The sequence below is a fragment of the Natronoarchaeum philippinense genome, assembly GCF_900215575.1.
In the GTDB taxonomy this organism is placed as follows: Archaea; Halobacteriota; Halobacteria; order Halobacteriales; family Natronoarchaeaceae; genus Natronoarchaeum; species Natronoarchaeum philippinense.
Window position 1 is genome coordinate 1,067,902 of record NZ_OBEJ01000001.1, and the last position, 20,166, is coordinate 1,088,067.

Annotated in this window: 19 protein-coding genes; 11 read left to right on the plus strand and 8 right to left on the minus strand. The window is 66.7% G+C overall.

What is annotated here, in order from left to right; translation table 11 throughout:
• Positions 1 to 210 precede the first annotated feature (210 nt).
• The 5 genes from CRO01_RS05445 (at position 211) to CRO01_RS05465 (ending at position 6,926) form a co-directional block, all read left to right on the plus strand.
• Entirely contained in the window at positions 211 to 1,143 is a 933-nt protein-coding gene (locus CRO01_RS05445) for an NAD-dependent epimerase/dehydratase family protein (RefSeq protein WP_097008066.1), read from the plus strand.
• Positions 1,144 to 1,249: 106 nt separating this feature from the next.
• Positions 1,250 to 2,344, plus strand: coding sequence for a lysylphosphatidylglycerol synthase transmembrane domain-containing protein (locus CRO01_RS05450; protein ID WP_097008352.1), 1,095 nt, complete (start codon positions 1,250 to 1,252; stop codon positions 2,342 to 2,344).
• Between the two features lie 43 nt (positions 2,345 to 2,387).
• Entirely contained in the window at positions 2,388 to 3,542 is a 1,155-nt protein-coding gene (locus CRO01_RS05455) for an alpha-1 4-glucan-protein synthase (protein ID WP_097008067.1), read from the plus strand.
• A 39-nt stretch (positions 3,543 to 3,581) separates the two neighbouring features.
• Positions 3,582 to 4,718, plus strand: a complete 1,137-nt coding sequence (locus tag CRO01_RS05460) for an iron ABC transporter substrate-binding protein (RefSeq protein WP_097008068.1) — start codon at positions 3,582 to 3,584, stop codon at positions 4,716 to 4,718.
• 12 nt (positions 4,719 to 4,730) lie between these two features.
• On the plus strand, positions 4,731 to 6,926 hold the full coding sequence (locus tag CRO01_RS05465) for a DUF7846 domain-containing protein (protein WP_097008069.1): 2,196 nt from the start codon (positions 4,731 to 4,733) through the stop codon (positions 6,924 to 6,926).
• Between the two features lie 211 nt (positions 6,927 to 7,137).
• Here the strand turns inward: CRO01_RS05465 and CRO01_RS05470 are convergent, their stop codons facing one another.
• Genes CRO01_RS05470 through CRO01_RS05480 form a run of 3 tightly spaced genes read right to left on the minus strand, consistent with a single transcriptional unit; the run spans position 7,138 to position 10,070 of the window.
• Positions 7,138 to 7,872, minus strand: coding sequence for a dolichyl-phosphate hexose transferase (locus CRO01_RS05470; protein ID WP_097008070.1), 735 nt, complete (start codon positions 7,870 to 7,872; stop codon positions 7,138 to 7,140).
• Positions 7,873 to 7,926: 54 nt separating this feature from the next.
• The gene (locus tag CRO01_RS05475) at positions 7,927 to 9,519 is read right to left on the minus strand and encodes a GMC family oxidoreductase (protein WP_097008071.1); all 1,593 of its coding nucleotides are present in this window, start codon (positions 9,517 to 9,519) and stop codon (positions 7,927 to 7,929) included.
• On the minus strand, positions 9,516 to 10,070 hold the full coding sequence (locus CRO01_RS05480; RefSeq protein WP_097008072.1) for a gluconate 2-dehydrogenase subunit 3 family protein: 555 nt from the start codon (positions 10,068 to 10,070) through the stop codon (positions 9,516 to 9,518). Before CRO01_RS05480 ends, CRO01_RS05475 begins: the two co-directional genes overlap by 4 nt.
• Positions 10,071 to 10,210: 140 nt before the next feature.
• On the opposite strand from CRO01_RS05480, the gene CRO01_RS05485 reads away from it, so the two are divergent.
• Positions 10,211 to 11,827: an ABC transporter permease gene (locus CRO01_RS05485; protein ID WP_097008073.1), complete on the plus strand. Its 1,617-nt coding sequence runs from the start codon at positions 10,211 to 10,213 to the stop codon at positions 11,825 to 11,827.
• Between the two features lie 20 nt (positions 11,828 to 11,847).
• Here CRO01_RS05485 and CRO01_RS05490 read toward each other — a convergent pair whose 3' ends face one another.
• The gene (locus CRO01_RS05490; RefSeq protein WP_097008353.1) at positions 11,848 to 12,144 is read right to left on the minus strand and encodes a hypothetical protein; all 297 of its coding nucleotides are present in this window, start codon (positions 12,142 to 12,144) and stop codon (positions 11,848 to 11,850) included.
• 454 nt (positions 12,145 to 12,598) lie between these two features.
• Between CRO01_RS05490 and CRO01_RS05495 the strand changes: the two genes are divergently transcribed.
• Together CRO01_RS05495 and CRO01_RS05500 are read left to right on the plus strand one after the other, a co-directional pair.
• The gene (locus tag CRO01_RS05495) at positions 12,599 to 12,820 is read left to right on the plus strand and encodes a hypothetical protein (protein WP_097008074.1); all 222 of its coding nucleotides are present in this window, start codon (positions 12,599 to 12,601) and stop codon (positions 12,818 to 12,820) included.
• Between the two features lie 60 nt (positions 12,821 to 12,880).
• On the plus strand, positions 12,881 to 13,138 hold the full coding sequence (locus CRO01_RS05500; RefSeq protein WP_097008075.1) for a hypothetical protein: 258 nt from the start codon (positions 12,881 to 12,883) through the stop codon (positions 13,136 to 13,138).
• Here CRO01_RS05500 and ahbB read toward each other — a convergent pair.
• Positions 13,135 to 14,196, minus strand: coding sequence for a siroheme decarboxylase subunit beta (gene ahbB / locus CRO01_RS05505; RefSeq protein WP_097008076.1), 1,062 nt, complete (start codon positions 14,194 to 14,196; stop codon positions 13,135 to 13,137). The genes CRO01_RS05500 and ahbB overlap by 4 nt on opposite strands.
• 308 nt (positions 14,197 to 14,504) lie before the next feature.
• On the opposite strand from ahbB, the gene CRO01_RS05510 reads away from it, so the two are divergent.
• Positions 14,505 to 15,581, plus strand: coding sequence for an anthranilate phosphoribosyltransferase (locus CRO01_RS05510; RefSeq protein ID WP_097008077.1), 1,077 nt, complete (start codon positions 14,505 to 14,507; stop codon positions 15,579 to 15,581).
• A 62-nt stretch (positions 15,582 to 15,643) separates the two neighbouring features.
• Complete coding sequence (locus CRO01_RS05515; protein ID WP_097008078.1) at positions 15,644 to 15,997, plus strand: hypothetical protein; 354 nt, start codon at positions 15,644 to 15,646, stop codon at positions 15,995 to 15,997.
• A gap of 14 nt (positions 15,998 to 16,011) precedes the next feature.
• On the opposite strand, the gene CRO01_RS05520 is transcribed toward CRO01_RS05515, so the two are convergent.
• Positions 16,012 to 16,440 (minus strand): universal stress protein, encoded by a 429-nt coding sequence (locus tag CRO01_RS05520; protein WP_097008079.1) that lies wholly within the window; start codon positions 16,438 to 16,440, stop codon positions 16,012 to 16,014.
• A 51-nt stretch (positions 16,441 to 16,491) separates the two neighbouring features.
• On the minus strand, positions 16,492 to 18,297 hold the full coding sequence (locus tag CRO01_RS05525) for an ATP-binding protein (RefSeq protein WP_097008080.1): 1,806 nt from the start codon (positions 18,295 to 18,297) through the stop codon (positions 16,492 to 16,494).
• Between the two features lie 126 nt (positions 18,298 to 18,423).
• On the opposite strand from CRO01_RS05525, the gene CRO01_RS05530 reads away from it, so the two are divergent.
• Entirely contained in the window at positions 18,424 to 18,774 is a 351-nt protein-coding gene (locus CRO01_RS05530) for a DUF7113 family protein (RefSeq protein ID WP_097008081.1), read from the plus strand.
• Positions 18,775 to 18,823: 49 nt separating this feature from the next.
• Here CRO01_RS05530 and CRO01_RS05535 read toward each other — a convergent pair whose 3' ends face one another.
• Entirely contained in the window at positions 18,824 to 20,125 is a 1,302-nt protein-coding gene (locus CRO01_RS05535) for a DNA double-strand break repair nuclease NurA (RefSeq protein WP_097008354.1), read from the minus strand.
• Positions 20,126 to 20,166: the final 41 nt, after the last annotated feature.

Sequence of the window (20,166 nt, forward strand, 5' to 3'; positions counted from 1 at the left end):
CACTTCGGGATGGAACTTCGATCGATCACGTTCTGGCGTCTGACAGCGTACTCCAGTCGATCGGTATCGTTGCTCGACCACGTAGTGTGGTAGCAAATAAAGAGACATCTGGGCTTCTAATCGCAACCTGAGTACTCAAGTAGCGCTGATGAGTTACCATTCCGACGCCGCTCCGGAACCGTTATTTCCCTGACCGAAAACTCCCGAGGTATGACCATCACGGACGAGCGGGTCCTCGTGACGGGCGGGGCCGGCTTCATCGGTACGCATCTCGTCGATCGCCTGCTGGCCGACGGCAACGATGTCGTCGTCGTCGACAACCTCTCGAACAGCACCCGAGACCGAGTCCCCGACGACGCGGAGTTCGTCGAGGCTGACCTCACCGACCCCGACGCGCTCGACGGCGTCCTCACCGGCGAAATCGACCTCGTCGTCCACCTCGCGGCGTCGAAAGTCGTCAACGTCGACGATCCCCACCAGCAGTTCCACGACAACACCCGGATGACGACGAACCTGCTCGACGCGATGGCCGAGGCGGGCGTCGACCGGATCGCCTACACGTCGTCCTCGACCGTCTACGGCGAGGCGCCCCGGCCGACGCCGGAGGACTACGCGCCGCTGGAGCCGATCAGCGCCTACGGAACGAGCAAGCTCGCCGACGAGGGGCTGCTCTCGGTGCAGGCCCACAGCCACGATTTCAGCGTGTGGACGTTCCGCTTCGCCAATATCGTCGGGCCGGGGCTGCGCGGCGCCGTGATCCCCGACTTCGTCGAGAAACTGGATGAAGACCCCGAGACGCTGACGATCCTCGGCGACGGTCGACAGGAGAAATCGTACATGCACGTCACCGACTGCGTCGACGCAATGGTTCACGTGATCGCACACGCCGACCAGCCGGTCAACGCGTACAACCTCGGGACGCGCACGACCACGTCGGTCGATCGCATCGCCGCCATCGTCGCCGACGAGATGGGGATCGACCCCGACCACGAGTACACCGGCGGCGACCGCGGCTGGACCGGCGACGTGCCGAAGATGCGCCTCTCGATCGAGAAGCTCGCCGCGCTGGGCTGGGAGCCCGAGCTGTCGAGCGACGAAGCCGTTCGACGCTCGGCGCGTGAGCTGATCGGCGAACTGACGTAGAGACGCACCGACAGCGACGCCGTAGGTCCACCTGCCGCGAGTTTTAGGTGGGCTTAAATATTTCCAGAAGTCACGTGCAGACGTGACCGACAGCGAGGCGTCATCGATGGCCGGCGCGATCACCCAGCGACGAGTGACGCTCGCGGGCACGGCGCTGGTGCTGGTCGGCCTCGTGCTGGCGGTGCAGGCGTTCGACGCCGGAGCGGTCGTCGACACGCTCGCCGGCGCGGACCGAGGACTGCTCGCGCTCGCCGTCGCCGTCTACGCGGCGTCGTGGCCGCTGCGCGGGCGGCGGTACGCCGACGTGCTGGCGGCGATGGAGCATCGCACAGACACCTACTTCCTCACGCTAACGGTGTTCGCAAGCCAGACGGCCAATCTGGCGATTCCCGCGCGGGCCGGCGACGCAGTTCGGGCGCAGTTGGTCCGAGCCCGGCGCGACGTGCCCTACGCGACCGGATTCGCGTCGCTCGCGGTCGAACGAGCGTTCGATCTCGTGACCGTCGCGGCGCTCGCCGCGGGGTCGGCGGTCGCGCTGGTGGCGGTCGACGGGACGACGCCGTGGATGCTCGCCGGCGAGACGGCCGGCGGAACGCGGGCGCTGCGGATCGGCGCCGTCGTCGGGATCGGAGCGGTCGTCGCCGCGCTCGTGGGGGTCGCACTCGCGCGCAGCGATCTGCGCGTTGGCAAGACGCTCCGCGAGACAGCGGCGTCGCAGTCGATCCTCGACCGCGCGCTCGACGCCGGCGGCCGATTTCTCGACGCCGTCGCCGTCGTCGCCCGCCGGCCTCGGTCGATGGCAGCGATCGGCGTCTGGAGCGCGCTGCTGTGGGCCGCCGACGTGGCGACGGCCGTGCTGGTGCTCGCGGCCGTCGGGGTCGGCGCCGACGCCGGACTTCTGGTAGTCGCCGGGACGCTCGCGGTCAGCGTCGGCAATCTGGCGAAGGTGCTGCCGCTCTCGCAGGGCGGGATCGGACTGTACGAAGCCGCGTTCACCGCGATTCTGGTCGGGCTGACGCCGATCGGCGCCGGCGTCGCGCTGGCGGCTGCGGTGGCGGATCACGCGCTCAAAAACGCCGTCACGCTAGTCGGCGGCGCCGTCGCCGTCGTCTCGTTGAACGTCTCGCTGACCGACGCCGCGGCCGCCGATTCGACGGCGCGCTCGACGCCGACGGACCGGGAGCCGGAATCGGCCGACTGACACCGCCACACTTTTTTAGGTTGGCCTAAAACGGACGGGTAGGATGACAGCAGACATCTGCGTCGTGGTCCCGACGATCCGGGAGTACGACTGCATGCGATCGTACTTCGAGAACGCCAGAGAGCACGAGTTCGACCTGTCGCGGCTCCACGTCGTGCTGGTCACGGAGGACTTCTGTGACACCGACGAGATGGAAGCGATGCTCGACGAGGAGGGCGTCTCCGGTGAAGTGTTCGACGGCAGCCGCCGGAGCGAGTGGTACGAGGAACACGGCGTCAAAGAGTACGAGCACGTCGTCCCGGCGGCCAGCCACGCCGAGACGAGCTTCGGCCTGCTGTACATGTGGGCCAACCCGCAGTTCGAGTACGGCGTGTTCATCGACGACGACACGCTGCCCCACCCCGAGGACGACTTCTTCGGCGGCCACTTGGAGAACCTCGCCTACGAGGGCGAGATCGAAACCGTCACCTCCGACGAGCAGTGGGTGAACGTGCTCTACCAGAACGCCGACGAGCACGGGCTGTACCCCCGCGGCTACCCCTACTCGGCGATGGACGAGACCGTCGAGACCGAACGCACCGAGGTCGGCGAGATCGTCGCCTCGCAGGGGCTGTGGACGAACGTCCCCGACCTCGACGCGGTGCGTATCCTGATGGACGGCGATCTGGAGGGGCAGGCCCAGACCAGAACGAGTCGAGAGGACTTCGGCGAGGACTTCGTCGCCGACGAGGGCGATTACCTCACGGTCTGCTCGATGAACCTCGCGTTCCGCCGTGAGGTGATCCCCGCGTTCTACCAGTTCCCGATGGACGACAACCCGTGGGAAGTCGGCCGGTTCGACGACATCTGGAGCGGCGTCGTCCTCAAGCGCGCCTGTGACGTGCTCGGCAAGCAGATCTACAACGGCGGCCCGCTCTGTGAGCACAACAAGGCGCCCCGATCGACGTTCGACGACCTCCACAACGAGGTCGCCGGACTCGAACTCAACGAGCACTTCTGGGAGGTCGTCGACGACGCCGGCGGCGACGCCGACAGCTACGCGGGCGTGTTCGAAGCCATCGCGGAGGACTTTGCGACCGGCGAGTTCGACGAGTACCAGAACGGGGAGTTCTTCGAGTACGTCGGCGAGTACATGCTCGATTGGCTCGACTGCCTCGACGAGATCGAGCGCACGACGCCGGCGGTCGCGAGCGAGTGAAGCGACGAATATAAGACCGTTTAGGCAAACCTAAAACACATGACCCAAGATACTGACGCGAACGGACGGACGCGACGGCGGGCGTTTCTGGCCGGATCGGCCGCGCTCGGTGCCGCCAGCCTGTCGGGCTGTTTCGGGCTGTTCGGCGGCAACGACGATGAGGGCGACGAGTACGAGTACGAACTCGAACAGATCGGCTCCGGACGCACGGGGCGGGAGCTCTCCGGAGTGCCGATGAGCGAGATGCCAGATCTCGAGGGCGAGCTGACGATCTACTCCGGACGCAACGAGTTCCTCGTCGGCCCCCTGATCGAGGCGATCAACGACTTCTACGACGACTTCGAGGCGACGCCGCGGTATCAGGGCTCGACCGACCTCGTCAACAAGATCAAAAACGAAGGGAGCGGCTCGCCCGCGGACGTGTTCTACTCAGTTAACTCGGGGTCGCTCGGCGCGCTCGCCGACGCCGGTCGGACCCGTTCGCTCGCGAGCGACGTGGCCGAGATGGTCCCCCCTGAGTTCCGGACCGAACAGTGGATCGGCACCTCCGGTCGCGCGCGGTCGGTTCCGTACAACACTAACGCCTACTCCGCGAGCGACATGCCGACGAGCATCGACGCCTACACCGACTTCGACGGCCAGCTCGGCTGGGCGCCGGGGTACGGCTCCTGTCAGGCGTTCGTGACCGCCATGCGCCTGCTCGAAGGCGAGGAGGCGACCCGCGAGTGGCTCCAAGCGATCCAAGACGCCGGCATCCAGCGGTACCCCAACGAACTCGCGGTCTGTGAAGCGATCGCCGACGGCGAGATCGACGCTGGGTTCACCAACCACTACTATATCCAGCGCGTGCTCGCCGGTTCCTCGAACGCCCCGATCGCCACGGCGTTCACGCAGGGCGACGCCGGCGCCATCTTCAACGTGGCTGGTGCAGCGGTCGTCGACAGCACCGACAGCCCCGACTTGGCCCAGAACTTCATCCGCCACCTGCTGTCGGCACAGGCCCAAGACTACTTCGCCCGCCAGACGTTCGAGTACCCGATGAGTCCCGAGGTCGACCCGATCGGCAACCTGCCGCCGATCGACGAACTGAACCCGCCGTCGGAACTCGATCTCGCGGAGCTGTCGAACCTGCAGCCGACCGTCGATCTGATGCGCGACGTCGGGATCAACCTCTGAGGACGCCGGACGATGACGGCGAGGGACAGACTGGTCGATCGCGCCCGCCGGCTACGAGGCTCGCCCGAACGGATCGTCGCCGCCTTGATCGCCGTCTGCGCCGTCATCGTGACGTTCCGAATCGCAGTCGATGTCTTTGCCTACCACTCCACCAACCACGACGAAGGCGTCTACCTGAGCCAAGCCGCACTGTTGCTCGACGGCCAGTTGCAGTACGTCGCGGGCGACCTGACCGACGCCGTCCACCCGTGGTTCTACATCGAGGACAGCGGCCGGCTGTACCCGAAGTACACACCGGTCCCCGCGGCGATGTTCGCGGTTTCGATGGCGCTGTTCGGCGAGCCGCGGGTGACGCTCGCGCTCGTCGCGGGCGCCAACGCCGCGCTGGCGTACGCACTGGGCGCGACGGCGTTCGATCGCCGCGTCGGCGTCGTCGCGGCCGCCGTCTTCGCCGCGGCGCCGCTGTCGCTCGTCTCGGGATCGGCGTTCCTGCCGTACGCGCCGACGACGACGTGGAACCTACTGTTCGCGGTCTGCTATCTGAACGGCGTCCGCTCGGGGAGTCTCCGGTGGGCCGCCGCGGCGGGGCTGGCGACCGGAATCGCCTTCTTCTCGCGCCCGTACACTGCGGTTCTGTTCGCGGCGCCGTTTATTCTGCACGCGCTGTGGCAGGTGGCGAGCGCCGCCCGCGAGCGGGCCGGATGGGCGGACCTGCGCGAACGAGGAGGGACGCCACTCACCGCGCTTCGGCCGCTGCCTGATCCGATCGCCCGGAACGCGTTGACGGCTGCGGGCGGGTTGGCGTTCGTCGGCATCGCGCTGGCGTACAACGCCGTCCTCACCGGGGATCCGCTCGTGTTCCCCTACCAAGCGTTCGCACCGCAGGACGGGCCCGGATTCGGTCGGCGGCGCATCCTCGGTCACTCCATCGTGTACACGCCCGAGTTGGCGCTGGAAGCCAACCTCCGGGTGCTCCGGCAGTTCGCGACGCGCTGGTTCACCGGCGGGATCGCCGGCACGGCGCTTGCGATGGGCGGTCTCGCGCTCGCAGGGCGACGCTGTGTCGGCGGGGACAGCCGGCTGAAGCGACTACTTCCCGATGTCGACCCGCTCGCAGTCGCGCTGCTGGCGGGGCTGTTCGTCTCGATACCGGTCGGTAACGTCCCGTTCTGGGGCAACTTCAACGTGCTCGGCGCGCTGTCGGACCCGAACGACGGCATCATCGCCGTGTTCGGTCCGATCTACCACTTCGACCTGCTGGCGCCGCTGTCGGTGTTCGCGGCCGCGGGGCTGGTCGCCGCGTGGCGCTGGCTCGCCAGCGGCGTCCGCCGGCTGACCTCGCCACCCGTCGCGCGTGTCACGCTAGCGCTCGTCCTCGTCGTTGCGCTTCCAGTCGGGGCGATGGGCAACGCCGGACTGGTCGGCGAACCGCTCGACCACCACTCGGCCACCGCCGACAAGTTCGAGCAGGCGTACGCGCCAGTCGAGGAGACGGAGTTCGACGACGCCGTCGTGTTCCTGCCGACGCCGTACGGCGAGTGGACGAATCACCCGTTCCAGTATCTGCGCAACGATCCCGGTCTCGACGGTCCGGTCGTCTACGTGCTCGATCGGGATCCGGGTGAGGATTTCGCCGTGCACGAGGCGTATCCGAACCGGACGTACTACCGGTACGCGTATCAAGGCGAGTGGACGCCAAACCCGGACCGACACGTCGTTCCCAAGCTAGAGCGGATCGAGGTGCGCGAGGCCCGGACGTTCGACGGCGAGACGACCGTCGGCATCCCGCCGGGCGTCGAGACCGCCAGCGTGGAACTGGAGACGGGGAACGGCGTGGCCGAGTACACGATCCGGAATCCGAACGAGTCAGAGACAGTGACGTGGACGCTCGATCGCAACGCGGCGCGGCTGGTCGGCCCCGACGGCAACGGTTCGGCGGTCCGGATCGACGCCACGGACGAGCTCGAGCTCTTGGTGACGCTGGCCGCAACCGACGGGTCAACGCTGACCTACCGGCAAGCCATGACCGTTCGCGCGGCCGGCAACGGCGTGCAGGTCGTCTGGCCGCCGGAACGGAGAGTCTGTCCGCTGGTCCCGCGGTGTGGTTTCGAGGGGACGTATCTGCCCGAGCACCCCGACGAACACGTCGGCGGCGTCGACTTCGAGACGACGATCGCGGCGGCGGCGGACGACGCCGAGGAATCGTAGCGGCGGCGGTCGAAGCCGACTACCACGAGAAAGTGAAACCGGCAGCGGGGAACACTAATAGGAAGGGTAACAACGGCGTTCCGTTCGTCGGCCAATCGACCGGCGACGGCACGACCGGTTCGTCGCCGCACTCTGACTGACGGTCGTCGCCTATCTCGCACGGCGTCGGCGCCGAACCGACACGCCGTAAAAAAGTTGAACTCCGGGACGGTCAGTCGAACCGTTCTTCCAGACAGACTTTGACGATCGACTTGGCGATGGCGGCGCCGCCCTCGATCGGGTCGAGCTTGGTTTCGCCGGCGCGTTCGCGGTAGGCGATCGGGTGCTCGCGCACGTCGTACCCGCGCATCAGCGGCCGGATCAGCAGTTCGGCCGAGAGGCCGGTGTTTTCGGTCCACTCGATCGACTCGACCACGTCGCGGCGGTAGGCCCGCATGCCCGTCGTCGTGTCGTGGACGCGTTCGAGCATCAGCACGCTCGCCAGCAGCGCGAACGCTCGATTACCGAAGCGGTTGAACGTCGGCATCGCCTCGGCGCCGTGGTAGATGCGGTCGCCGCTGACCACGTCGTAGCCCTCGTTGATCAAGTCGAGAAACTCGGGCAGTTGCTCCATCGGGTAGGTGTCGTCGCAGTCGGTCGTGACGACGATCGGCCGATCGGGCGTGAGAATCGCCTCGCGCACGGCGACGCCGTAGCCCTGTGGCTCCTGTTCGATGACGCGGGCGCCGTGTTCGCGGGCGATCTCTGGCGTCCGGTCCGAGGAGCCGTCGACACAGACGACCTCGGCGCGCCCGTCGGTGATCTCGTCGATGTCGTCGAGAACGGTGCCGATCGCCGCTTCCTCGTTGTACGTGCCCATCACGACGCTGAGGTCGTCGAAGGTGAACTCCTCGTGCTCGTCGTCGGTGCTCGGGGTCGCAGACTCGTCGCGGTCTATCGCGTTCATTGACGATCCCTTTCGATCGGACGTACTTGAGTTTTTAGGTTTGCCTAAAATAGTTCAGAGCGCGGCGTCGACGCGCTCGGCGACGCGAAGGGCCAGCGCCGCGATGGTGAGCGTCGGGTTGACCGCCCCGCCGGTCGGGAACGTCGAGCTGGAGGCGATCCAGCAGTTGTCTAGGTCGTGCGTCCGGAGCTCCGGATCGACGACGCTATCGGCGGGATCGGTTCCCATCCGGGTCGTCCCCATGTGGTGGTACGCGGGGCCGGTCGCCTCCGGACCCGCGGTCCACTGAATCTCGGCGCCGAGTTCCTCCAGAATGTCGCGCTGGACCTCGTTGGCCCGTTCGATCGTGCGCAGCGCCCGGTCGCCGACGTTCCAGTGAACGTCCGGGACGGGGTTGCCGAGATGGTCGGTCTTCGAGTCGTCGAGGCCGACGTAGCTGTCCTCGCGGGGGAGTTGCTCGACCAGCCCGCCGACGGCGACGTGAGTTCCATAGGAGTCCTGTAGCGAGTCGAGCAGGTCGTCGCCCCACTCGTCGGCGCCGAGCGCCTGCTCGACCGGCGAGGGGCCGGCGTAGTTGAAAAACTCCAGCTTGAACGGGCCGACCGACTCGTCGGCGTCGTCGTAGAACTGGTGGCTCTCGCTGGTGAAAAAGCCGACGTGGTTCTGTCGGGTCGGTTCGTCGAGGACGCCGCCGGCGCCGGCAAACAGGTGGTCCATGAAGTACTTGCCAACCGCACCGCTGGAGTTGGCCAACCCGTCGGGATAGTGCTCGGAGTCCGAGAGCAACAGGAGTCGCGGCGTCTCGACGCCGCCGGCCGCGAGTACGAACGCGTCCGCTTCTTGGCGATACTCGCCGTCGGGCGTCGCGTACGCCGCGGCGTCGATCCGGTCGGGGCCGTGCTCTAATCGGGCGACAGTCGCTCGGTCGATGATCGTCGCGCCCCGCTCTTCGGCGGAGTCGGCGTGGACGCTGGCGTCGTACTTCGCGCCCGAGGGACAGACCGGCTGGCAGGTGCCGTAGCCCACGCAAGGGCTCCGGCCGTCGTACGGTTCGGAGTTGCGCGCGTTGGGCACCGAGTGCATCGCAATTTCGAGCTCTTCGCAGGCCTCGGCGAACAGGCCGTCGCTGTACGACGGCGGGAAAGCGGGGTTGGGGAACGGCTCCTCGCGGGGCGGGCCGAAGGGGTTGTCGTCGGCGCCCGAGACGCCGAGCGCGCGCTCGGCGTCGGCGTAGTGCGGTCGGAGGTCCTCGTAGTCGATCGGCCAGTCGACGCCGACGCCGCGTTCGCTCGCTGAGGCGAAGTCGTCCTCGTGGAGCCGCATCACCATCCCCTGCCAGTGCAGCGTCGAGCCGCCGATCCCCTTCACGCGGGCGATGTTCAGCGGGTAGAACCACTCGCCGGTCGCCGAGTAGGCGTCGCGTTCGCCGCCCACGTCCCACACGTCCGGACGGCCGTAAGAGGGCCGAATCGCCTGTTCCATACGCTCGATCCGGTTCGGATCTTCGTCCTCGAAGCGCGGCCCGGCGTCGAGAACGACGACCTCGCGGCCGGACGCCGCGAGTCGATCGGCGACGAGCGAGCCCGCCGGCCCGGCGCCGATCACGCAAACGTCGGCGTCGGGCACCGGGGAGCGATCGACGCTCACGCCTGTGGCCCCCGCTGGTAGCTCGTCTGACCGCCGGGATGGCCCTGCGGGTTCTCGATGCCGACCAGTTCGCCGCCCGTCGGCGAGGCGTACAGCGCCAGCAGTAGCTCGTTGACCACGTAGTAGCGCACGCGCTCGGCGGTCGTTCCGTCTGGGTCCTCGTCGGCGGCATCGGCGCCGACCTCGCGGAGCAAACTGTCGCGGTCGGCGGGATCGAGCGCCGCAAACTGGTCTTCGTACCACGTCGTCGCGCGGTCGTCGAGGTCGGCGACGGCCCGCCGCATCCCCGCGGCGTGTTCCTCGCGGTCGAGGCGGCCGGAGAGAAAGGTCTCGACGAACTCCTCGATGCCGGAGACTGCATCGGGATAGACGACTCTCGCGGCGGCGACCAGCGCGTTCCCGACGGCAGCGTTACTCGGGAGATCCTCTCTCGAGGAGTCCTCGCTCGGCGTCGCGGCGGGCGGTTCGTCCACGAGCCGCGCGACGCCGACCGCGCCGGCGGCCCCCACGGCGCCCAGCGCGGCGACGGCGTCGCGGCGAGTCAGTTCCATACCGCCGGATTAGGCAAACCTAAAACATAAGTTCGTTGCATTCGGTCGGGCGGTCGGCGGATCGTCACACAGAAGTCCGGGCGCCGAAAACCTCCGGCAAGGATGGATTCGACGGACGCCCGCGGTCGACGCCGAAACCGATGAGATCGTTGCTCGGCCGGCTTCGAAGCGACGACGGCGACTCGCTACCGCTGGGGCTGACGCTGCTCGCCGCCGCTATCGCCGCGGCGGCGATCTTCCCGCTCTCGTGGGTCGTGCTCACGGCGATCGAAGTAGAGCCGGGACGCGCGTTCGAGTTGCTCGTCCAGCCCGCGACGCGCGAAGTGCTGCTCAACAGCGTGCTGTTGATGGCGGCGGTGACGGTACTGTCGATCCTGATCGGCGTGCCGCTGGCGTATCTCACGGTCCGGACCGATCTGCCCTTTTCGCGGTTCTGGTCGGTCGTGGTCGCGCTTCCGCTGGTGGTGCCGAGCTACATCGGCGCGTTCGCGTTCGTCTCGGCGTTCGGCCCCCGCGGCGAGTTCCACGAGCTACTGGCGCCGCTCGGCATCGAACGACTACCCAACATCTACGGCTTCCCGGGTGCCGTGCTGGTCATCACGCTGTACACGTACCCCTACGTCTACTTGACGACGCGGGCCGCGCTGCTTTCCTTCGACACGACGCTGGTCGAGGCCGCGCGCACGCTCGATCACGACCGGTGGTCGGCGTTCCGGAAGGTGACGCTGCCCCACATCCGGCCGGCGATCGCCGCCGGCGGACTGCTCGTCGCGCTGTACGCGGTCTCCGACTTCGGGACGCCGGCGATCATGCGCCTGTCGGTGTTCACGCGCCAGATCTACGTCGAGTACCACGCCTTCGGACAGGACTACGCGGCGCTGTTGTCGCTGCAGTTGCTCGCCATCGTCCTGCTGGTGCTCGCACTGGAGTGGTGGGTTCGCCCCGACGAGACGGTCCACAGCAACCTGCAGGGGGCGGGCGGCGGCACACCGGTCTCGCTCGGTCGGTGGCGCTGGCCCGCGACGTTGTTACCGGCTTCGGTGACGACGCTCGCGCTCGTCGTCCCGCTGTGGATTCTCGGGCTCTGGCTGGTCAACGCGGAGGGTGGACGCCGCCCATCCTTCGCCTTCGAGTGGAGCTACGCGGTCAACTCCGTGACCGTCGCCGCGGCGGCGGCGGTCGTCGCGGCGCTGGTCGCGCTCCCGGTCGGCTATCTCTCGGGGCGGTACGACTCGCCGCTGTCGAACCTGCTCGATCGGGCGACGTACGTCGGCTTCGCGGTGCCGGGTATCGTCCTCGCGCTCGCGCTCGTGTACTTCGGCGCCCGAGCGAACTCGCTCCCGGCCGCGCCGCAGCTCTACCCGACGCTTGCGCTGCTGGTGTTTGCCTACGTCGTGCGGTTCATGCCACAGGCAGTCGGGTCGATTCGACCGTCGACGCTACAGGTCGATCCCAAGCTCGTCGAAGCCGCGCGGACGCTTGGCGACGCCCCGACTAGGGCCTTCCGGCGGGTGACGCTGCCGCTGATCGCACCCGGAGTCGTGGCCGGTGGCGCGCTCGTCTTCCTCACGACGATGAAGGAGCTGCCCGCGACGCTCATGCTGCGACCGACCGGCTTCGAGACGCTTGTCACTCACATCTGGCGCGCACAGGCGTCGGCGTACTTCCAATATGCGGCGATTCCGGCGCTGTTGCTTATCGTGATCTCGGGACTGTCGATGGTCGTGATGCTCTCACAGGAGCGGCTGGGCCGCTAACAAAAGATACTGCTGGCGGCTCAGAGGCCGTCGTCGGTGCCTGTCGTGTTGTCCGATTCGTTCCCCATGCCGGTCGACTCGTTACCGGTCTCGTTGCCGAGCCCGTCGTCGGTCTCGTTACCGGTTTCGTTACCGAGTCCGTCGTCGGTCTCGTTGTCGTCGCCCAGTCCGTCGTCGGTGTCGTTGGTGCCATCGGTGTCGCCACCGCCGTCTCCATCGTCACCGTCACCGCCGCCTGTGTCGGTACAGCCGGCGAGTCCGATAGCGCCGATGCCGCCAGCGATTTCCAGAAAGCGTCGTCGGTCAAGTTGTTTCATTGTGGACTCCACCGGGAGTTCACCGCCACCGCTGTTTAGTATATACCAGTTATACGACATTCTTCAAGCGAAATGAGAGATTAGTTCCGGTGGGCCGAATCATCGCCGACCAGTTGCTGTTCGGGGGCGAACCTAGTGCTTGCTTTCGGGCTACGGGCGAGGACTGACAGCACTCTCGCGCTGTCCGTCCGCAGTTTCGACACGGCGTCACCGAGCGACCAGTCGAGGCCTACCGACGGCGACAGTCGCTCTCGACCCGCACAGCGAGGCGCACCAGCGCCACGTGCATTTATGTCCGCGCTCGCTCCCACCACACATGGGCACACGTTGTCACACGCTCCATGGTTCGTTCCCGCGTGTGCCCCCCTTTCACGCCGAACCGATCCATTGAGGCAGTTCCAGCCAGTAGTATCGACCATGGACCGAGTCGACGGACCGGCCGGAGGGCCGACCCATGAGTGATACGGCCAGTAACGGCGTGCGCGCTCAGATGCTTCGTGCGCTGCTCGTCGTAGCCGCCGGTATCGTCGTGCCGGGGCTGATCAATCGGGCGCTCCACGAGGTGGGGCTGCCGACGCTTGGATCGTTCGTGTTCGCCACCGGCTTTTTCGGGATGCTCGTGATCGTGTGGTACGTCTGGCTCCGTCCACTCGACATCGGCGGGCCGATCGAATGACCGGCTGTCGTCGCACGAACGGAAGTTTAAAGACTGGCTCGCAGCCACTGTAGCATACGAATGACCGCGCTACCGTTGCAGGTGATAGACAACTTCCTGCTGAACTACCACATCGGGCACGCGCTCGTCGTGGTGTTTGCGCTGGTGATGCTGGCGTCGCTCCCGCTCCGATCGCGGAAGGTGCTCGCGCTCAACACGCTCCTGTTCGGGGTTATATTCATGGTGACGCCGTATCAGATGGTCGAGTCGATACTGTTCCGCCTCGGCGGGCTCGGGCTCGTCATCGTGGCACCGCTGCTGTACGTCACGGCGGACTAACGGTCAGAAACAAGCTCTTCGTACCGCGCGCCGGTTTGTTTTAGCGTTTCCGTCGAGTAGAGCCGTTCGTGATCCCCCGGAAGGTGTTCGGCGGCGAGTTCGTCGATCTTTTCGTCGACCGCCTCGGGGTCGCGCCCGTGAATCATCGTAAACAGGTTGTACTCCCAGTCGAGGTCGGGACGCCGCGGACGATGATAACACAGCGTCACGTAGGGAAGCTCACCGACGGCGACGCCGCGCTCGTCGAGTTCCTCGTCGGGAACGTTCCAGACGACCATGCAGTTGCTGTCAAAGCCCGTCACGACGTGGTTGACGACACAGCCGATCCGCTTGATACAGCCGTCTGCCAGCAGCCGCTCGACGGCGTCGAGAACGTCCCCGACATCGGCGCCGAGCCGGTCAGCGAGGTCGGCGTACGGCGTCGCCGACAGTGGGAATCCTGATTGGATCTCGAGCAGCAGATCGGCCTCGAACGCCGAGAAGTCGCTCGTCGCGTTCTCGCTGATACGAGTCGCAGAGACGCCGTCGGTCGGTGCCGCGGCCGACGTGGCGTCGTCGGTCTCGCGCGCGAACCGATCGGCGTTGACGACCGGAAACTCCAGATTGATATAAAAATCGGTCAGCATCGGCAGGTTCAACACCGTCAGCCCGGTTCGGTCCTCGATCTCGTCGAGGATCTCGTCGCGTCGCTCGCGCGACCCGGCGGTGACGACGAACCACATGTTCCACTCGTGATCCCGGCGATAGTTGTGGTTGACCTGCCGGTAGCCGTTGATCACGTCGGCGACCTCCTCGAACCGCTCGTCGGGGGCGCTGACGGCCGCCAGCGTCGAACTGCCGATCACGGGCGGGTTCAAAACCGGGCCGAACCGGCGGAAGATGCCCGCCTCGTACAGCCGTTCGACGCGGGCCAGCGCCTCATCCTCGTCGACGCCGACCGCTTCGCCGACTGCACGGAACGGTCGCTCCTCGATCGGGAAGCCGCTCTGGAACCCGTCGATGATCGCGGCGTCGGCGTCGTCGATATCCTGCCGCCAATCGGCCGACCGGAGACTCATTGGCCCTAGGTTGGACGGAACGAACCTACCTTTTTCGGGTCCCCGGCGACGCCGACGGCGGGCGAACGTTTACCTACGATGCCGAAGCGCCGAGACGGTGTGCCGTGACGGCCGCCCCGGATCGCCCTGAGCGCCACCGCTGGCGCGTCGCGGATGTTCCGCAGACGAGCGCGACACGCCGATCCGGAACGTCTCGCTACCCACGTGTCGCCTGTTCGCCACCGAACGTTCGGTCAGAACCCGCATCGAGCGGTGCATGTGCGACCGGAAACGGGACGTTTTTGCGTCCACTCTCCTAACTTCCGGCTATGGCCCAGACGTCCCAAGAGTACGGCGAGTGGCCCCTACAGCGCCTGATGACCGAAGTCGTCGGCTCCGGTCCGAAGTCGGCCGACGACATGTCCCGCGCGCAAGCGCGAGAGGCGTTCCAGCGCATCCTCGACGGCGAACCGGACCGCACGACGCTCGGCGCGTTCTGGCTCGCCAACCGTTGGAAGCGCAACAACCCCGAGGAGTTGGGCGCCTACGTCGACGTGATGGCCGAGGAGTCGACCGTCGTCGCCGAGCCCGACGCCGACCCCGTCGACTGCGGCGCGAACTACGACGGCAAGGGTCGCTCGGCCCTGCTCGGCGTCGCCGCCGGCGTCGTCGCCGCGGGAGCGGGCACGCCGGTCGTCGTCCACAGCGGCGATCGCGTCCCCACCCAGAAGCAAGACGCCTACAAGCACGTGCTGGACGAACTCGGCGTCCGGACCGAGATCGATCCCGACGAGAGCGCCGACATGGTCGACGAGACCGGCTTCGGCTTCTACTACCAGCCGGCGTTTAACCCTCGGATCGACGAGCTCGCGGAACGCCGGGAGATGATGGGCGTGCGCACGTTCGTCAACACCATCGAGACGCTTGCCAACCCCGCGAACGCCGACGTTCACCTCGGGAGCTTCTACCATCTGGCCTTCGCCAAGAAGGTCGTCGAGACGTTCCAAGAAAGCGAGCACGTCTCGCCCGGTAAGGTGATCATGTTCCAAGGGATGGAAGGGTACGACGACATCCGACCCGGCTACACGAAAGTCGCCGAATGGGCGGCCGGCGACGACGAAGATTCCTTCGAGGACTACGAGATCGAGACGCCGGAGTACGGGATGGACTTCGAGGAGGAAGACCTCTACGTCGACGACGTGCAGGCCGACTCGGCCGACATCACAGAGACAGTCGTCGCCGGCGAGCGCGACGATCAGTTCGCCGACGCCGTCGCGCTCAACGCCGCGTTCCGAATCTACGCCCGCGACGATGTCGACTCGCTCGACGACGGGCTCGACGCCGCGCGCGAGGCGATCGAGGACGGCAGCGCGGCCGCGGTGCTCGAAGACCTACGCGCGTTCTGAGCTGAGGCGCAGCGGTTCGCCGTGCAAACGCTTATTTATTTCTGCGCAAACGACTCGAGTATATGAACGAACAGCGGCAGTTAGCGGACTACCTCCGACCCGGTCTCGAGGCGTTCGCTATTCTCTTGGGATTCGTCGCGCTCACGTACACTCTCCTCACCCCCGCGAGCTTCCTGCTAGGGTTCATCTTTGCCAGCGCGTGCTGGCTCGCCGCATCACTCGACCGTCTCCGGCTGAGCGGAACGAACACCCGGCGCATCGAAGACAGCACCATCGTCGGCCTCAGCGCACTAGTTCTGCTGTACGGACTCTTCACTACGGGTCTGCTATCGGCGATCGGCGTCGTCGCGCTGCTGTGGATCGGCGTCAACGTCGCCCGGATCGAGCGCGCCGTTCGGGCCGACGACGCCGAGTGATAATCGGGAGACGCCTACCGAACCACAGTCACCGGCACTTTCGACCGGCGCATCACCGTCTCCGCGACGCTACCGAGCAGGATTCGTGACATCCCCGTCCGGCCGTGGCTGCCCAGCACGATGTGGTCGGCGCCCTCGTCGTCGGCGTACTGGACGATGGCGTTGGCCGGCCGGCCGACACCGCTCGCCGTCGTGATCGACTGGCCGGCAGCCTCGGCCCGCTCTTCGGCGTCTTCGAGCACGTTCTCGGCTTCCTGTTCTGCCGTCTCGTACCACTCCTGTGGGAAGTCGGGCGCGGCACCCTCGACGGAGTAGCCGGCCTCTGCCGGATCGACGACCGTCAGGGCGACGATCTCGGCCTCGGGATGCTCTTCGAGCGCGTGGTCCAGTGCCTCCTCGGACTGGGGCGAGCCGTCAACCGCGACGAGGACAGTTTTGGTCATGTCTCGACGTGGACGCCGAACTGACAAAAATCCACCTCCGACACCGGGCGATTAGCTGTGCTTGGTCACGCAGTTCGAGAGGCCGATCAGCTCGACCGGCTCGGAGTTGTCGGGCGAGTACACCACCATCTGACCTTTCTCCATGTAGGGGACCTTGCTTTCGAGGTTCGCGGGGATGTTGACGCTCTTGATGGCGTCCTCGTCACCGAGGTTGAGCACGAGCGTCGTGTTGATCTGCTTGAACACGGAATCGGCGATGTCCTGTGGGTCCTGCGTAATGAGAAAGAGTCCCAGTCGCTCCTTACGGCCCTGTTTTGCGGCGTCGGTGAACTTGCCGATCACCCTGCGTGCCTGCGTGCTCTCGGCGTCGGTCAGGAAGTTGTGGGCCTCGTCCATCCCCAGCACGACCGGCGTGCGCTTGATCCGGTCGTACAGCGGATCGTTCGAGAGCTTCTGGTCGACCAGCAGGCTGGAGACGGCGAGCACGACCGTCTCGGCGGCTCTGGTGTCGTTAATGTGGTAGGTCGGAACGACCGTCATCCCGCCCGGACGGACGAACCGCTCGATCTGGTCGGTGATCGGCCGGGCGTCCTGATCGAACACGTTGCCGAACCCGCGGACGCGACGGTGGATTGCGTCGAACGTCGCCTCGTGGACGTGGCCCCCCTCGTCGAGTTCCTCGCGCAGTGCGGGGTCGTCGAGGAAGGTCATGAACTGCTGGTAGGTGCCGCCATTGCCGTGCTGATCGAAAAAGCGGTCGAGCAGGAGGCGAAGCCCGTTGTACTGGTTGTCGTTGAGCCCGCCGCCGGCGACGAGCCACTCGTTCGAGCGCACCATCGAGAACGGGATCGTGAACTCGACCTGCTCGGCGCGGTGGTCGTCGGTCGCGTAGGTGGCGTCGCCGACCTTCGGGACGAAGGCGATCGTGTCGTCGTGGCCGCCGTGGGCGATCCCCTCGCGCTCGTAGCGCCGAGCGTCGGCGTCGGCCAGATCCTCGTTGTCGTCGTGCATCTGGGCGTACTCGTCTTGGGGGTCGAACTGGACGACCGCCGGTCGAACCGAGCGGCCGTCGTCCATCCGATAGGTTCGGTCCTCCGCGAGGAACTGGCGGAGGAGGTTCTTGGCGGTGTGAGTCTTGCCCGACCCCGTCCCGCCGGCGACGAGCGTGTGCCGGAAGGCGAGCGGGTCGCCGTCCTCGTAGTCGTCTTTGAGCCGGTAGTCGATCGTCGGCGGTTCGGCGCTCGTGCGAACCTTCTCGCCGCCAACGGAGAGGTGGCCGAGAAAGACGCCGTCGTCCGGGATCTTTAGACCGGTCTTGATCTCGCCGGTGTCGGTCGCCTCGCGGACGACGGTCTGGGGCTTGGGAACCCGATCGGTCATCCGGCGCTTGAGCTCGCCGTCGGCATCGTCCTGATAGAGAACGGCGAGCGCTTCGAGGTCCGCGAGGAACTTGTAGTCGGCCTCGTCGATGCCGTCCTGACGCATCGCTCGCCGGGCGTGGATCTCGGTCGCGTCGTCGGCGTGAAACTCCTGTGCGTACTCCAGCCCGGCGATCCGGGCGAACAGCCGTTCGCCGTCGGGGTAGGGGACGAGCAGGTACTTGCCGATCCGGATCGACGAGCGGTTTCCGGCCGTGATGTAGGCGCGAACGCACGAGTCGTCCGAGTCCTCGGCGATGCGAAGCCCCTGCGAGACTGCGACGGTCCCGACACCCCGATCCGAGCCGGCAGGGTCGGCGTCGACGGTCTCGAAGTCGTCTTCGACGCCGTCGTCGCCATCGCCGCCGTTGTTCGACGCCGAAGCGTCGGCGTCGTCGGCGTCCCCCTCGAACGCCTCGAAGTCGTCCAGATTTGCCATGTCCCGGAGATGCGGCCCATCCCTAAAACGCGTTTCCCTCATCGGACGCCGCGGTCGGTCGAGCCGAGCACGGAAACATCGACCGCCGACAACGACCTTTTGGTTGCAGCCCTCCTTAGATAAGGCATGTTACTAGTCCGCGGTAGTGCCGGTGGAACGGAGTTGACCGGGACGATCTACGAGCGGGGGGAGCGGGCGCCGCAGTTCAAGGGCGCGCCCGACGAGGACGCCGCCTACGTTTGGGTCTGTGACGAGTTCTACGAAGTCGAGAGCGGGGGAACCGTCCAGAAAGTCGACGGCGAAGACGTTCACGTCGCCTTCGAGTCGCCGATGCCCCGCGGGTTCGACACCAGAGAACAGGCGACAGAGGCGGCCCGGGACCACGTCCGCACGCAGTTCGTCCGCATCGGCGTCGACGCCGACGATGTCGACGTCGAGGTGTCGAAGACCGAGCCCGACGAGAAAGCACAGCTTTGAGGCAAAGCGGCGTCACGACGCAGTCACACGGCAGAGAGTAAACGACAGTTCAGAACTCTTCGCCCGCCGGCGCGTCGACGCCCCAGCGCCGGTCGTTGTAGCTCCGCAGTCGGTCCGTGGCGAACGTCGCTTCTAATTCGGTGCGGAGCGACTCGGTCTCGTCGGCGCCGATCCGTGCGAGTTCGTCGGCTTTTTCGACCGCGAGCGGCGGCCCGCGCTCTGCAGCAACGTCCCGGAGGAGTTGCATCGCCAGCCGTTCGCGGCACTCCGCGTTTTTCGTGAACGCGTAGGGCGCCTCGACGCGGTACAGCAGGTCGTCCCGCGGATCGTAGATCGGGAAGAACGTGACCTCGTAGTCCACGGGATCGAGGGTGCGCTCGACGCCGAAGGCGTCGGCGTCCGCGGCGAGCAGTCGGTCGGCGCCGCCCCGCGACCGGAACCAGTTGGTGAAGGTCAGCACGTCGGTGCGGCGCTCGCGCTCTCGGTAGGTCTCGCCGTCGGGACCGGTGCGATCGGCGAACTCGACCTGTTCGAGGACTTTGGTGAAAAATGCGGTGTCGTTGACCCACGGCGCCTCGCGGCCGGAAGCTCGGAGCGCGCGCGTGATCGCCTTCGTCGAGGGGTTCTTCACGAAGCCGACGAGCGGAATCTGCCGGTCGGCGAACGTCTCGACCAACTCGACGTAGTTGGCGATCACGTCACGGGGCTCTTCCTCGTCGTACAGCAGGTTCGCCAGTTCGGGCGCGCGGTCGGCCCAGTTGAGCATCCCCTTGGGGTAGATCGGCCCGTCCAGCACGAAGAGATCAGAAACCGATTCGGCGTGCTCGATGGCGTGGTGGCTCTCGGCGAGATACAAGGAGAGCTCGTGGACGACGCTTTCCTCGAAGCTCGACACCCTAGGGGCCTGCAGGATTCGCCGGTCGGTGTGGCCCTCGTCCCACTTCGTCCAGCCGTCGTCGAGGTCGGTGGTGCGGTCGTTGGTGTGGGCCGTGATCACGACCGTGCGATCCCGGTGGAGGTCGAGTTCCGACGGCGTCGACGCCATCGCCGCCTGCGCGACATCGAGGACGAGCCCGTTTTTGAACGTCGTGGGGTTGATCGTCCCCGAGTCGAGTCCGTGACAGGTCGGGTACTCGGCGTCCCGGAGCGCCACGTCCTCGATCGGTACCTCACAGCGGCGTTGCTCGCCCAGCGGGCACAGCACCGTCCGGCCGTCGTCGTCGACCAGTGGATCGAGAAACTCGTCCCAGACCGTCTCGACGAACTCCGTCTGGTCGGTCTCGTCGACCGACTGGGTGATCCGCCGGGCGAGCTGGGTGATTCCCTCGAAGTGAACCGGGTCGAGCGTCACGTCCCGACCCATCCGACCCGACCGCGATAAATCCGATGGTT